13 protein-coding genes are annotated in these 13,450 nt (G+C 41.0%); 9 read left to right on the top strand and 4 right to left on the bottom strand.

Going from position 1 to position 13,450, the window contains the following annotated elements; translation table 11 throughout:
* Positions 1 to 94: 94 nt before the first annotated feature.
* The 4 genes from ACH11B_RS14370 to ACH11B_RS14355 form a co-directional block, all read right to left on the bottom strand.
* Positions 95 to 1,291 carry an MFS transporter gene (locus ACH11B_RS14370; RefSeq protein WP_130857183.1) on the bottom strand — a complete coding sequence of 399 codons (1,197 nt, stop codon included), beginning with the start codon at positions 1,289 to 1,291 and terminating at the stop codon, positions 95 to 97.
* A gap of 81 nt (positions 1,292 to 1,372) precedes the next feature.
* Positions 1,373 to 2,290, bottom strand: coding sequence for an AraC family transcriptional regulator (locus tag ACH11B_RS14365; RefSeq protein WP_013665941.1), 918 nt, complete (start codon positions 2,288 to 2,290; stop codon positions 1,373 to 1,375).
* A 393-nt stretch (positions 2,291 to 2,683) separates the two neighbouring features.
* The gene (locus ACH11B_RS14360; protein ID WP_130857182.1) at positions 2,684 to 4,885 is read right to left on the bottom strand and encodes a transferrin receptor-like dimerization domain-containing protein; all 2,202 of its coding nucleotides are present in this window, start codon (positions 4,883 to 4,885) and stop codon (positions 2,684 to 2,686) included.
* A gap of 24 nt (positions 4,886 to 4,909) precedes the next feature.
* Positions 4,910 to 5,500: a TlpA disulfide reductase family protein gene (locus ACH11B_RS14355; protein ID WP_207303781.1), complete on the bottom strand. Its 591-nt coding sequence runs from the start codon at positions 5,498 to 5,500 to the stop codon at positions 4,910 to 4,912.
* 235 nt (positions 5,501 to 5,735) lie between these two features.
* Between ACH11B_RS14355 and ACH11B_RS14350 the strand changes: the two genes are divergently transcribed.
* The 9 genes from ACH11B_RS14350 (at position 5,736) to ACH11B_RS14310 (ending at position 13,222) form a co-directional block, all read left to right on the top strand.
* A complete protein-coding gene (locus tag ACH11B_RS14350; protein WP_130857181.1) occupies positions 5,736 to 6,002 on the top strand; it encodes a hypothetical protein in 267 nt (88 codons plus the stop codon).
* A 50-nt stretch (positions 6,003 to 6,052) separates the two neighbouring features.
* Positions 6,053 to 7,060: an ABC transporter transmembrane domain-containing protein gene (locus ACH11B_RS14345; RefSeq protein WP_130857180.1), complete on the top strand. Its 1,008-nt coding sequence runs from the start codon at positions 6,053 to 6,055 to the stop codon at positions 7,058 to 7,060.
* Complete coding sequence (locus ACH11B_RS14340) at positions 7,050 to 8,405, top strand: HlyD family secretion protein (RefSeq protein WP_130857179.1); 1,356 nt, start codon at positions 7,050 to 7,052, stop codon at positions 8,403 to 8,405. Before ACH11B_RS14345 ends, ACH11B_RS14340 begins: the two co-directional genes overlap by 11 nt.
* A gap of 6 nt (positions 8,406 to 8,411) precedes the next feature.
* Positions 8,412 to 9,854 carry a TolC family protein gene (locus ACH11B_RS14335; RefSeq protein ID WP_149105527.1) on the top strand — a complete coding sequence of 481 codons (1,443 nt, stop codon included), beginning with the start codon at positions 8,412 to 8,414 and terminating at the stop codon, positions 9,852 to 9,854.
* Positions 9,855 to 10,011: 157 nt separating this feature from the next.
* Positions 10,012 to 10,626 (top strand): NAD(P)H-dependent oxidoreductase, encoded by a 615-nt coding sequence (locus ACH11B_RS14330; protein WP_377610374.1) that lies wholly within the window; start codon positions 10,012 to 10,014, stop codon positions 10,624 to 10,626.
* Positions 10,627 to 10,668: 42 nt separating this feature from the next.
* A complete protein-coding gene (locus tag ACH11B_RS14325) occupies positions 10,669 to 10,956 on the top strand; it encodes a putative quinol monooxygenase (protein ID WP_377610372.1) in 288 nt (95 codons plus the stop codon).
* Between the two features lie 2 nt (positions 10,957 to 10,958).
* Positions 10,959 to 11,942, top strand: coding sequence for an aldo/keto reductase (locus ACH11B_RS14320; RefSeq protein ID WP_149105525.1), 984 nt, complete (start codon positions 10,959 to 10,961; stop codon positions 11,940 to 11,942).
* A 54-nt stretch (positions 11,943 to 11,996) separates the two neighbouring features.
* Complete coding sequence (locus ACH11B_RS14315; RefSeq protein WP_377610370.1) at positions 11,997 to 12,512, top strand: PPC domain-containing DNA-binding protein; 516 nt, start codon at positions 11,997 to 11,999, stop codon at positions 12,510 to 12,512.
* 62 nt (positions 12,513 to 12,574) lie between these two features.
* Positions 12,575 to 13,222, top strand: a complete 648-nt coding sequence (locus tag ACH11B_RS14310; protein WP_130857173.1) for an O-methyltransferase — start codon at positions 12,575 to 12,577, stop codon at positions 13,220 to 13,222.
* The last annotated feature ends 228 nt before the right edge of the window (positions 13,223 to 13,450 follow it).

The raw sequence follows: 13,450 nt of genomic DNA, 5'->3' as shown, positions 1-13,450 counted from the left end.
GCAACCGGAGAGTACGCTGCATTTTTCCGACACTACTTCATCTAGATGGGCGGATAAAAAGCATGGCAAGATAGCAATTAATCTCTTTGAATGCTTAGTCTACCCCACTCATCCGAATCTTTTTCAATACTTGCAATAGTGAAAATGTCACAACGGCCATTGCAAAATAACAGATGGCAAGCGTACTTTGGCTACTCACTTTTACCAGACTAATCGTGCTATAGCTTAGCACCGAGGTTATGAGATAAGAACCTCCGCTGGTAATACCACTGGATATACCCGCGTTTTGCGGAAAACGTGTTAAACAAAAAGTGAAATAGACGTTGTACATAAAGCCCGCACAAACATGCATACTGAATACAAATAACATTAATACGTATAGGTTCGTAAACAACGTACCAACGAAAAACATCAATAGCGCAATCATGCATTCAGAAAAATTAGCGATTCGTAACTTCATTAGCAGCGGACGACTGGTTAATTGCTTAGCCAACATACCTCCTACAAAAAGGCCTAAACCGGAAATGAGCGCACAATAACCGGTTACCACCGATGATAAATGGAATTGTTCTTCGATAATAAAAGGAGCCGTCATACCAAAAATCAGGACCATCGAATAACTTGCTGCCAACACGAAGAGCCCTAGTGAAAACTCCTTCGTTCCCAACACCTTGCGATAACTTGCAATAATAGTAGGCATACGGAAGGCCTGGGCCTGACGCATTGCTTCCCCACAGAATATATATTCCAAGGTAAAAGAAAACAAAGCATAAACACCTAGGAAAATAAAATTAGATGTCCAACCCCAATAAGATTGCAGGTACCCACCCAAGAAGGGAGCTGTAATGGGGCCGAGCGACCAGACCACCGACAGCAACCCCATATAATGTTTGAGCTTTTCGCCGGTATAGATATCAACTAAAAAGGCACGCTTGGCCACCACGATCAGCGCGGTCAATATTCCCTGTAAAACGCGTATAGCATAAAGGAAGTAAAGATTATGCACATAAGCAATCGAAAAATTACTCAATGCAAATAACAATAAGGCGCCTAATATAATTCGATATCTTCCAAAACTATCAACTACACTCCCGGCCACAAACATGGTAATCCCGTAACTGATCAAAAAGCAAGAAAGCGTCAACTGAATACCTGCCGCGCTTGTTTGAAAAACCGATTGCATCTCTGGGAAAGATGGAATATAAACATCGGTTACAAGTCCTGATAGAGGAATTAAAATAAAGGTAGAAATCGTACTGATCTTCTCAAATTTGCTATTGTATAGCTTCATAATACCCTGTTTTTTAGCATTACAAAACTAGCGGACTATTCGCTATCGAAAAATAAGCAAATCAAATATTAGTTAATGAAATCAAATATCACTTAACAGCAGACTCCGATATTCTCTTGGACTTTTACCGGTTTTCCGTTTAAAGAAATTATTAAAATGCTGAGGATACTCAAAACCTAGGCTGAATGCGATTTCGGTAATACGCCAATGACTGTATTGTAACAAATCGAGCGCTTCTTGTAAGATTCGTTCTTGAATAAGATCGCTGGTAGTTTTACCAAAATAGGAACGCAAACTGTAGTTTAAGTGATTCACGTGAACCTGCAGCTGTAGTGCATAATCAGCCGGGCTTTTAAGAACCAGCGCATTATCGGGAGACTCGATAGGGAATTGCTTTTCCAGTAGATCACAAAATCGATTTACTAGGTCGCTATCCGGAATTCGCTTCTCTGACGCACCCCGTTCCATCCGTAATTTAACTGTCGTATAAGTAATCAATCGTAAAAAGTCTTCAATGATCTGCTTTTTGTAAACAAATTCACTATTATACTCCTTAAGCATCCATTCAAAATATTGAGATAGTAAATCGTATTGCTCTTCACTCAGAAAGATAAAGGAGTATACGTCATTTCGAAACAGGTTAAATAGATTAGACAGGGCCTTCCGCAATTCATTACCAATAAACAAATCGTTAAACAAGCAAACATAGCCTTTCTGAGCCGGGGATGTGTTTTCCCAACCAAATCTCACATTGGTATTAGAAAAGAAAATCGCCGGTTTATCAATGGAAATTGTGCCTTTATCAGTATGCAATATGGCGCTTCCCAGCGTTAAACAGATTTTGTAATAATCCTTGCGGGAAAAATGTAAGCTTGCATAACAATTGTTTCGTTTTAAGACATTGAAGTGGGCATTATTACCACCACCTTCTATCAAATCCGGCGGCATTTTTCTACACGTTCTTCTATAGTATTCCTGTAAAGTCTCCGCTTTCTCCATTGCATATAAGTTAATTAATTCAAAGATACAAAATTATGAATTTCGATTTAATCATTTTGCTCGACAATGGAACAAACGTATTCGAAAAAGGAAGGTACGACTGGATAGGTGGATAAGACAAAGTAGCGTTTTGACAGGGTCTTTCTTCGAGGTGAGTCCAGGGTGAGTCCACGTTGTCTCCAGGGTGAGTCCAGGTTTTTAAGGAAAAACCTGGACTCACCCTGGAGACAACCTACTTGTTGAATGCTTACACAGCAAAGATGCTACGAATCTGGTCCAAAGATGATGTTATGCGGGTAATGGTAAAATTAAAAAACAATGAAGTCTTACAAAAGTAGTTTACAAGTGTAATAAAAATTGACTAGACATCCCTCTTTAATATCAATAGTTTCATTATATGAAAATACGATCAAGCGCGGTTTTAAGTTTTCGGATCGTACCGATCAGTAATTGTAGCTGCTCTTCAAACTCTTGATAATGCCCTTCTTCCAGGGCTTCTCGGATGCCGGGCAATGTTTTGACTCCATAACCGGTATAAAATCCCGGTGCATAAATACTATGCTTATACCATGGACGCCTAGGTAATCCCTTTTCCAGTAACAACGATTTCTCCGCTTGAAAAAGCTGCTTGTTTACCAATGCTAAAGCTTTTTTGTTTCCCTTAAATGTTTGCCGCCGCTCTTTAAGCGCTTGAATGGATTTGCTTAAGCTATCAACACCTTCTTGCAATCCCGCAAATGAAAAATTGGGTACTGATTTTTTTGGTATCGGTTGTACATAGGGCTCTTTCGGATCGGCTGCCAAGGCATATAAAGAATCTTTTATCAGTTGGTTTTCAACAGCATGGAACAGACGAAGATCCTCACCAAGCTTTTGCACCTCATTTGCGTACGTATTGATTGCTTCTTGCAGGCCATCAAAGCTAAAAGGTAAAATCTCAGCCTCGGATAATCGTAAAACAGCTCTACCGGCAACTTGTGCCAGCGCAAGCCCATAACTGAAATCGGGGTCTTTGAATCGGACATAATGATTATACGAATCATAAATACTATGATAATCCCCCCCTTCACTTTCTCCTCCAAAAGAAAAATTAAGACTAGGTATTCCTAAATGCTGTAAGAAGGCCGAATAATCAGAACCTGTTCCCAACGCTTGTAAAGCAAACTCTTTTTTTGCGAGCAACTTTTGCTTCTGCTGCGGAGAGGTCGCCGATATAACGGTGTTGGCCAATTTTCGATCGAGTATCGACTTACCTGTTAATGGATCCTGTACATCACCTGCTATGTCGGTTACCAAATCCTTTAATGCGTGTGATCCGCCGGCACTCAAAAAACCCCGCCCGTTTCCATCCGTATTAATATAGGTTACCGCCTTTTGTTTCAATTCTTTTGCATGATGTTCTACCCATTCGGTTGAGCCGAGCAGCGACTGTTCTTCTCCATCCCAAGCACAGTAAACCAAGGTTCGTTTCGGTTTGAAGCCGTTTTTAACCATGGTTCCAATTGCTTTTGCCTCCTCTAATAAAACGGATAGTCCCGCTACCGGATCATCGGCTCCATTGACCCAAGCATCATGATGATTTCCTCGAATAATCCACTCGTCAGGAAATTCATTGCCTTTGATCTTGGCGATTACATTATAAGCAGGCACAATATCCCAGTTTTGCTTAATTTTTAAATGCACTTTGCTCTGATTCCCACCGCCGATCCGATAAGTTATAGGAAGTGCACCTCGCCAAGCGTTTGGAGCTACCGGACCGTCGAGGACTTCCAATAAAGGCTTCGCATCGTGATAACTGATCGGTAACACCGGTATCTTTAAAATGGTAGCAGCTTCTTCTTTCGTCAAGCGCTTTGCATCCTTCGTTGCACCAATCCAGGGAGTTAAAGGATCCCCTGGATAAACCACCATATCCATTACCGAACCCCGTTGCACCATATACTCGTTCTTGAAAGGCCCTTCAGGATAAACCGCGCCTTGAAAATAGCCGTCCTCTTTCGGGTCGGAGTAAATAATGCAACCAACAGCACCGTGCTCATAAGCAATCTTGGGTTTTATTCCACGCCAGCTATTACCATATTTTGCTATCACGATTTTTCCTTTTACATCCACCCCTAATCGTTCCAGTTGTTCATAATCGGCTGGTAAGCCATAGTTGACAAAAACCAGCGGTGCGGTCACATCTCCATCCGCACCCCACGCATTATAGGTTGGCAGCTGCCCCTCTTGATGCGCTACTGGATCACCTTCTACCGGCATTTCTTTTAATATGGCTTGATAATGGCTTGGCGCCAATAGTTCAAGCTGTCGCTCAATCGGCGTAGGAAATAATACGTGATAAACTTCCAGTTGAGCATCCCATCCATATTGTTTAAACCAATTTAAAATTTCGTTGGCAACCTCTTTCCCTCTTGGGGAACCAAGATGATGGGGATACGCCGACAAATTCTTGATATTCCGTCCAATACTCTCTTTCTGCAAAAGAGCGTCAAAGCGATTTTCCAGTAGTTCTTCCTGTTGCGCTTTAAGTATGGTAAATCCGAAAGTAAGAGAAAGGATGAGAATAGGCAATACTTTGTTGAAGTGTACTTGCATAGCTGACTCGGTAACGGTTTCTGATTAATGTTGTTCTTTTGTTAAATTATCCACTGCCTGAACCAGTTGAGCAAACTCGGCCTCATCGTATAAACGTGTTAAAAACCGTATTTTTCCGGTACGATCAATAAGAACGTTACGGGTCACGCCTGCCTTTTTATCAGCAAATTGTTGAAAAATACCAGCTCCAGGATCTAGTGCTAAAGGATAGGTAATGTTCATATCCCGATGAAACTTTAGCACCGTTTCTAAGGGCTCGTCGCGATCCACGCCAATCAATACCACATCTTTATCCTTATAAGCTTGCCAAATATCGCGTTCGAGATAAGGCATTTCTTTTCGGCAAACAACACACCAGGAGGCCGTAAATTGCAAAAGAACAATTTTTCCCCGTAATTCTTTTAAAGAAGTCTTACTGCCGTCATGCAACACCAACTCAAAATTATCCGGTGCCTGATCTCCTACCTGAACGATATAGCCGCGATCAGCATCTTTAGTTTGAGATGTATCTTGTTCGCTCCTGGCAGCCACGTTAAATGTGAAGCCTATTAAAAACCCAATTAACGTCAATCGTATTGTTTTCATCCAGTTATTTTCTTTTACTAAATCAATCATAGGCAAATATATATAAAATCTACCATTTTTATAGATTACACACAAAACCTAAAGAAAATCGCTTTATTCATTAGAATACCATTAAAATTACATCACGTTAGTTGCGAAAGGTTAACAATTTGCTGACATCTTCGTATAATAGTGCCGCTAATTTTGTAACATGTTGCAACACCTTAGAAGTGCCTTTTTACGTTATACTATCGGATTCTTCTTAATTAGCTTATTTACGCTAAAAATGGCTGGGACCGTCACTGCGATTGTAAAAGATAAACATCTTTCAAACTTTAAGATTTGCAACGATTCAGAGAAGTCGGAAAAAGAAGAAAAGAAAGATCCTGAAAAACAGCAGAAAAAAAACGTTGAATTCTTTGCGAAGAACGATGAGTGCGATTCCCGAATCTTAAAAAAGAGAGACGGAAATGCAGAAGGTGCTCACCGCTTTGCTTACTGTATTCCGCATTTCGGTACGGTTCCATCCCCCCCTCCGGACCGCATCTATTAATGCCATTTCACAGAGAAAATCACCCTAACATTTTATTTTAATTACTTCTTATGAAAAAAAAACACGCAGGTTCGGCGCCAACGCCCTTGCAGCGGCTTGTCGGCATGCTGCATCCGGAACGTAAAACCATAAACTACATATTTTTATACGCTATTATCATCGGAATCTTTAGTCTTAGTATTCCGATAGGCATTACAGCCATTTTCAATTTGCTCAGTAATGGAGCCATGTACAGCTCTACCTATATTCTTATTACCGCAGTTATTGCAGGCGTTGTACTTGGAGGCACTTTACTCATAGGCCAATTGAGCTTGGTAGAATACCTTGAACAGAAAATCTTTCTAAAGTCGTCACTCGAGTTTGCATACCGTCTTCCACGAATCAAGCGCTCGGAACTGGATGGCGAGAATCTGCCTGAACTTGTAAATCGCTTTTTTGATGTCATCATTATTCAAAAAGGTATTATAAAATTACTGATCGATATTATGGCAGCTGTTGTTACCATTTTCTTTAGTGTTATACTTTTATCGTTCTACCATCCGGTCTTCTTAAGTTTCGGTCTCGTGGTAATAGTGGCGGTAGCGGTTGTTCTCGCTATCTACTACAAACGTGGACTTAACACGAGTATTGAAGAATCTGCTCACAAATATGAAACCGTCGCCTATTTGGAAGATGTGGCGAATCATATCGATGAATACCGAGGCAATCGGGAAATGATGAAAAAAGTAATTGCTGACACAGATTACATTACAAGCAAATACCTTGCTTCCCGGAATGAGCATTTCAAAGTGTTAAAACGCTTTTTTGCAGGCTCTGTATTAATCCGAACAATTCTTTTCGGTGCCATGCTATTACTCGGCTCTTATTTTGTAGTTGAACGGGAGATGACTTTCGGTCAGTTCGTAGCAGCAGAGGTTGTAATTGTCCAGATTGGCTATGCTGTAGAAAAGTTACTGACAAATCTGGATACCATTTTCGATATGTTAACGGGTAGTGTTAAGTTAGCCAGTGTAACAGACCTTGAATTGGAGGAGGAGGCCATTGATTATGGGAAATAAAGCACATAGTTTGTTGTCAACGATCAAATGGGAAGACCTTTCCGTCGCAGGTCGTGATCAATTGTTAAAAAAGCGAGGTGTGATGGCCCTAGGTAGGATATTGCTTTTTGCTGCCATCCTATTTATTGTAATTTTATTTTTACCTTGGCGGCAAACTATCCCCGGCCGCGGAACCGTCACTGCCTTAAAACCGGAAGAACGCCCACAAACCATTCAAAATCAAATAGGTGGCCGTATTGAACACTGGGCAGTACAAGATGGCGATGAAGTTCAGGCAGGCGACACTATTTTGGTGATTTCCGAAACAGCCCCCTCCTACTTTGATCCCGAATTGCCCCAACGGTTAAACGAGCAATTAACTGCAAAAAAGAGTAGCGAGCAGGCTGCCGATCAGAAAATGCTTGCAACAAAAGCCCAAATTGACGCGCTGACTGCCGGTTTACGTTATCAGCTGGAGGCCGCACGCAATAAGGTTGTACAAGCTAGAAACGTAGTAAAAATAGACAGTGCCGATCTGGTTGCGATGCAAAGCTTCTACGAAACCAGCAAGGCACGATTGCTGCGTTACGAGCAGGGATACAAAAACGGACTTTTTTCGCTTACTGATATTGAAACTCGCCGCTTAAATCTGCAAAATGACGAGGCAAAGGTAGTAAGTGCTCAAAATAAATTGACTAACGCACGGCAAACATTGATCAATGCAACTATTGATCTCGACAATATCCAAGCTAAGTACAATGAATCGTTAGCCAAAGCACAGTCCGATCTAGGTTCAGCGCTTTCCAGCAAAGCCTCGGCACAGGGGGACATCGCCAAGTTAAGAAATGAAATTGCCAATATTGAGGTACGTCGAGATCACTACGTTGTCAGGGCTCCCCAAAGTGGATATATCGTAAAGACACTGAAGGCCGGCATAGGTGAGAATATTAAAGAGGGCGAATCGATCGCTACGTTACAGCCCAAGGTAACGGTGATGGCTGTTGAATTGTATGTAGATGCCATGGATGTACCTTTGATTCTTAGTGAAAGCGATACACGTCTGCAATTTGAAGGCTGGCCGTCTGTACAGTTCTCGGGATGGCCTTCGGTAGCTGTTGGTACCTTTGCCGGCAAGGTAGCGGTCATCGACAAGGTTAGCAGTGCCGATGGCAAATACCGCTTACTCATAAAACCCACTACACCCGTTCCTGATAAGGACGAACCATGGCCGGAACAATTGCGTTTAGGCTCAGGAGCATTCGGACGTGTTATTTTAAATGCGGTACCACTCTGGTATGAAATATGGCGCCAACTTAACGGTTTCCCGCCGAGTTTAGAAAAAGAACCAAAAACCGAAGGAAAGTAGTGATTTATGACAAGTAAAAAGATATTCGTTTTACTGGCCATCTGCTTCGGATTGTCAATAAGCCGAGCACAGGAGAACAGGAGTGGTTCTGAACTGAAGGAATTTACATTGGAGGACTTAGAAGACCTTTTAATGGCTCATCATCCGGTAGTGAAACAAGCCAAACTCTTAAGTGAAACAGCAAAAGCACAAGTTGCACAGGCGCGCGGAAAATTTGACCCGGCCTTGAAAGCGGCTTTCAATAACAAATATTTCGGTAATACCGATTATTATAATCACTGGAACAGCGAGCTGAAAATACCCTTATGGTTAGCAGGAGCTGATTTAAAACTAGCTTACGATCGGAACGTCGGAACCTATACGAATCCGGAAACTACCACGTCTACAGCGGGTTTGTCGGGGCTAGGCATCAGCATTCCCCTTGGTCAAGGCCTCATCATTGATAACAGACGCAGTACACTACAACAAGCCAAGGTAATGGTTGCCTACGCGGAAGCTGAACAGTTGAAACAAATAAATGCTATCTGGTTCACGGCCGTAAAAGATTATTGGGATTGGTATTATGCCTTTCGGCAGTATACACTACTGAAAGAGGGTGTCCAACTTGCTGAAGAGCGATTTAAAGCGATTAGTATGCAAACGCGTCTGGGCGACAAGCCGCCCATTGATTCTGTGGAAGCGGCCATTACTGTCCAGGAAAGAAAAATGCAATTGGCCAAATATGAAATCGCCTTAAAAAACAGTCGGTTGATTTTGTCTAACCACTTATGGAATGAATATGAGCAGCCAATGGAATTACCCGATAATGCAGTACCTACGACTATAGACAGCGTAAAGCTGTCACCATCCCCAACGATGCTCGGGAATCTATTAGAGCAAGCGAGTGATATACATCCTGAACTATCGAAACTTTGGAGCAAAGAGCAGCAACTACGCATCGAGGAACGCTATCGAAAAGAAATGTTGAAACCGAAATTAAACATTTCAGGTACGTTGATATCCAGTCGCAGAAACTTCAATGAATATATCCCGCACTATTATGACTTCAATTGGAGCAACTACAAGTTTGGACTTGAATTTGCCTTTCCCCTCTTCCTTCGCGCGGAACGAGGGAAACTGAAGGAAGTGAAGTTGAAACAAGAACAGCTACAATATGATTTGCTCATAACCGGTCGTAATATTAAAAACGACATTACTACTAAGTACAACGATCTTACTGCCTATAGCGCTCAACTTAAGTTACAAGTAGCGAGTATTGACAATCAGGAAGTGCTCTTATCCGGGGAATTACAAAAATTCGATCTGGGCGAAAGCACGCTGTTCATTATTAATAGTCGGGAGAGTAAACTGATTGACATGAAAATAAAAAAAGAGGATCTGATTACAACCTATAATAAGGCATTGGCTGAATTGTATTATAAAGCAGGTGCGAGGCTTTTAGCCAATTAAGTTTATTCGTTACTACTTAAAACGTGATCGCTAATAAAGATCGCTTACAATAAAACCACCGAATATCATCATTTTTATTATAGGTAAACAAAACTTATATTATTTTTATAATGAATAATTGAACCCTACTTTTGTGCTGTTAATAAAGAAAGCGAACATGAAAAAAATATTCATCATTAATGCAGCACAACATTTTGGCCACTCCGGTGGACGTTTTAATAACACCCTTGCGTCAGAAACCGTCGAATTTTTCCGTAATCGTGGCGCAGAGGTACAACTTACTAACATCGCAGATGGTTATAATCTTCAAGAAGAAGTGGATAAATATGTATGGGCAGATCTTGTTGTTTATCACACGCCGATTTGGTGGTTCCAGGTACCTTTCGGATTTAAGAGATATATAGATGAAGTCTTCACTCAAGGGCATCAGCGTGGAATCTACCGCAGTGATGGTCGTAAGGCAGACAATCCCCAAATCAATTATGGTACAGGTGGAACGCTTCATGGCAGAAAGTACATGCTAACTACCAGCTGGAATGCACCGGAAACGGCGTTTACACTTCCTAACGAATTCTTTAAACAACATAGTGTCGACGATGGCCCACTCTTTGGTTTTCATCGTATGAATGCTTTCACCGGTATGGAACCTCTAAAAAGTTTTCATTTTCATGACGTGGAAAAGAATGCACAAATTGATCGCGACATGGCGCGCTATCGCTCTCATCTTCAGGACGTGTTTGGATCAGCTACGTGGGGGTTAAAGGCTTCCTAATTTTTATTAATTTGACAGATCATTAAAAAACTATTTATCCCAATGAAAATTCATTTAATAGCTATTATCAGAAGCAAGCCTGCACATATAGATGAGGTAAAAAAACAATTGCAAACCATGGTTGTCCGTACACGTGAGGAAAAAGCTTGCCTTCAATATGATTTACATCAAGATCTTGAAGATCCTTCGCGGTTTATTTTTTATGAAATCTGGCAAGATGAAAGCAGCTTGGATTTGCACAACGAGCAGCCTTATATTCAGGACTTTCAACTGCTGGCAGAAAAAGCGCTTCAAGAGACACCACTCATTTATAAAACAAAATTAATATAAGAATGGAATATCGTAAATTAGGAAATACCGATTTAAAATTACCCGTTATAACACATGGTGCCTTCGCTATTGGTGGAAATATGTGGGGTGGGAATGATAAGCAAGACTCAATCAGTTCGATTTTAGCATCACTTGATCATGGTGTAAGCGCTATTGATACCGCTCCTTTTTACGGCTTTGGTTTGAGCGAAGAATTAGTAGGAGAAGCGATCAAGGGACGAGACCGTACAAGCATTCAACTGCTAAGCAAATTTGGTTTGGTATGGGATGGTAGCAATAAGGGAAAAGGTGTCTTCTTTTTCGATGCCGAGGAAAGCGGGAAAAAAATTCCGGTTTACAGATACGCTGGAAAAGAGAATATTATTAAAGAAGTTGAAGAAAGTTTAAAAAGGTTGGGTACCGATTACATTGACCTTCTCCAGCTACATTGGCCAGATCAAACGACGCCCATTGAAGAAACAATGGAAACCTTGGAAATATTGATAAAACAAGGCAAAATCCGTGCAGCTGGCGTAAGTAACTACAACACTGCGCAATTAAAGGAAGCGTCAGAAACCTTATTACCTGCCAGTAACCAGGTTTCGTATAGTATGCTGAATCGCGAAATTGAAGAAGAATTAGTTCCCTATACGCTTGCAAACAACATCGGCATCATCGCTTACAGTCCGATGGAACGAGGATTACTAAGTGGCAAGTATTTTCGTGGTGGTAAGCTAAAAGAAAATGATCATCGACAGGGTTACTTTACGCAATTCAATTTAGACAAGGTTCAGGATTTAATTCAAACACTTGAGCCTATTGCAATTGATAAACAAGTGACCCTATCTCAGCTGGTTTTACGGTGGACTAGTTTGCAACCAGGTATTACCGCAGTATTGGCCGGTGCTCGCAATGCACAACAAGCAAAGGAAAATGCGCAATCTGCACAAGTCAGTTTATCTGCAGAAGATTTAGAAACGATAAACAAAGCGCTGGAAAAATTGTAGCAATAATAATCAGCTGCTCCAAAGTCAGACAGCTGATTAAAATTTTGTTTAGCTATGAATACCATTAAATTACTCATCATACTTCCGCTGATTGGCTGCTTAACCATTATCAGCAATCGATTACCGGCACAAGAAAAAGATTCCACTATAAGGTACACCAGGGTATCCAATGGTTATTTAATGGTATTACGCCAAGGAGACGAGATCATACCCCTGCTTGAGCATTTTGCGCTTGCTGAACAAATTCCTTCCGCCAATTTTACCGGTATGGGCTTCGTCAATGTGACTTTTGGTTTTTTCGATTCAGCCAAAAAGAAGTTTAATCCGAAGCACTTTAAAGATGTCGAATTGGCCAGCATGCATGGAAGCATAGCTTGGCAAGATGACAAACCCAGTATCCATTTACATGGTGTAGTAGCCGGGAAAGATTTTGTGGCTTATGGCGGACACATCCTTGATGGTACTGTGGGTACAGGGTCCTTAGAAATCATGATTATTACACACCATAAAAAATTGGAACGGGTATTTGAAAAAGATTTAGGAGCAAATGTGTTACATTTAAAACGCTGAACAGACTTATATTATAACAAAAAGTACTTTCAGCTGTTTATCATAGGACTAATACCCATATTATGAAAACGATCGTCCTATTTAAAACGATGCTGCTTTATATCTTGTTATTCAGTTTGTTCACGAAAGCGAATGCACAAACCACAAAGCAAGAAGAACTAGATAAGCAAGTACAGCAATTTCTAAAAAAGAAACAGCAGCAATGGCATAATCTAAACGTACCGTATGAAGACGGCCAAATATTGCATGATCTCATTATAAAAAACAATTATCAGTCTGCCTTGGAAATCGGTACGTCCACAGGGCATTCTACTATTTGGATTGCATGGGCGCTTAGCAAAACCGGCGGTAAACTGACAACGATCGAGCTAAATAAGGAACGCCAAAAGGAAGCCATCGAAAACCTAAAGACAGTAGGCCTATCTCATATCGTTGATTTTAAACTTGGTAATGCCCATCAACTTGTCAAGGAGTTGAAAGGCCCCTTTGACTTTGTTTTCTCCGATGCCGACAAAGATTGGTACATTCAGTATTTTAAGGATATAGATCCTAAACTTAAAAAAGGAGGAACCTTTACGGCCCATAATGTACTTCAAGATATGTCCGGTATCAGCGAATACTTAGATTTTCTCGAAAAGCAACCCGGTTATGAAACAACTATCGACAAAACGAGCAGCTCGGGTATTGCTGTCAGTCGCAAAAAACAATAAACAGTCCATAAAAAAACTCCCGGAGACCAAACCGGGAGTATAACCAATATAAACCAACAACCAACCTCGCGTACTAAATGAAGCTAGGACAACTCACATGTACTACGATATGGAAGTAACCTTTATCAGATTCAGCAACAATCCAAGAATAACAATATCGATCTAAACTCTCTAGACGGAATTCCATATTATGCGCTTTCATCAATTTCCTTCAAGTGAATGAGCACA

This window comes from Olivibacter sp. EAT-5, assembly GCF_044784325.1.
GTDB lineage: Bacteria > Bacteroidota > Bacteroidia > Sphingobacteriales > Sphingobacteriaceae > Olivibacter > Olivibacter oleidegradans.
Note: the sequence above shows the minus strand (reverse complement) of the source record. Positions and strands in the feature narration are given on the sequence as shown.

Bases quoted from the DNA above. Each gene is read 5' to 3' on its own strand.
- ACH11B_RS14370 (WP_130857183.1), bottom strand. From the start codon at position 1,291: ATGAAGCTATACAATAGCAAATTTGAGAAGATCAGTACGATTTCTACC.
- ACH11B_RS14365 (WP_013665941.1), bottom strand. From the start codon at position 2,290: ATGGAGAAAGCGGAGACTTTACAGGAATACTATAGAAGAACGTGTAGA.
- ACH11B_RS14360 (WP_130857182.1), bottom strand. From the start codon at position 4,885: ATGCAAGTACACTTCAACAAAGTATTGCCTATTCTCATCCTTTCTCTT.
- ACH11B_RS14355 (WP_207303781.1), bottom strand. From the start codon at position 5,500: ATGATTGATTTAGTAAAAGAAAATAACTGGATGAAAACAATACGATTG.
- ACH11B_RS14350 (WP_130857181.1), top strand. From the start codon at position 5,736: ATGGCTGGGACCGTCACTGCGATTGTAAAAGATAAACATCTTTCAAAC.
- ACH11B_RS14345 (WP_130857180.1), top strand. From the start codon at position 6,053: ATGAAAAAAAAACACGCAGGTTCGGCGCCAACGCCCTTGCAGCGGCTT.
- ACH11B_RS14340 (WP_130857179.1), top strand. From the start codon at position 7,050: ATGGGAAATAAAGCACATAGTTTGTTGTCAACGATCAAATGGGAAGAC.
- ACH11B_RS14335 (WP_149105527.1), top strand. From the start codon at position 8,412: ATGACAAGTAAAAAGATATTCGTTTTACTGGCCATCTGCTTCGGATTG.
- ACH11B_RS14330 (WP_377610374.1), top strand. From the start codon at position 10,012: ATGAAAAAAATATTCATCATTAATGCAGCACAACATTTTGGCCACTCC.
- ACH11B_RS14325 (WP_377610372.1), top strand. From the start codon at position 10,669: ATGAAAATTCATTTAATAGCTATTATCAGAAGCAAGCCTGCACATATA.
- ACH11B_RS14320 (WP_149105525.1), top strand. From the start codon at position 10,959: ATGGAATATCGTAAATTAGGAAATACCGATTTAAAATTACCCGTTATA.
- ACH11B_RS14315 (WP_377610370.1), top strand. From the start codon at position 11,997: ATGAATACCATTAAATTACTCATCATACTTCCGCTGATTGGCTGCTTA.
- ACH11B_RS14310 (WP_130857173.1), top strand. From the start codon at position 12,575: ATGAAAACGATCGTCCTATTTAAAACGATGCTGCTTTATATCTTGTTA.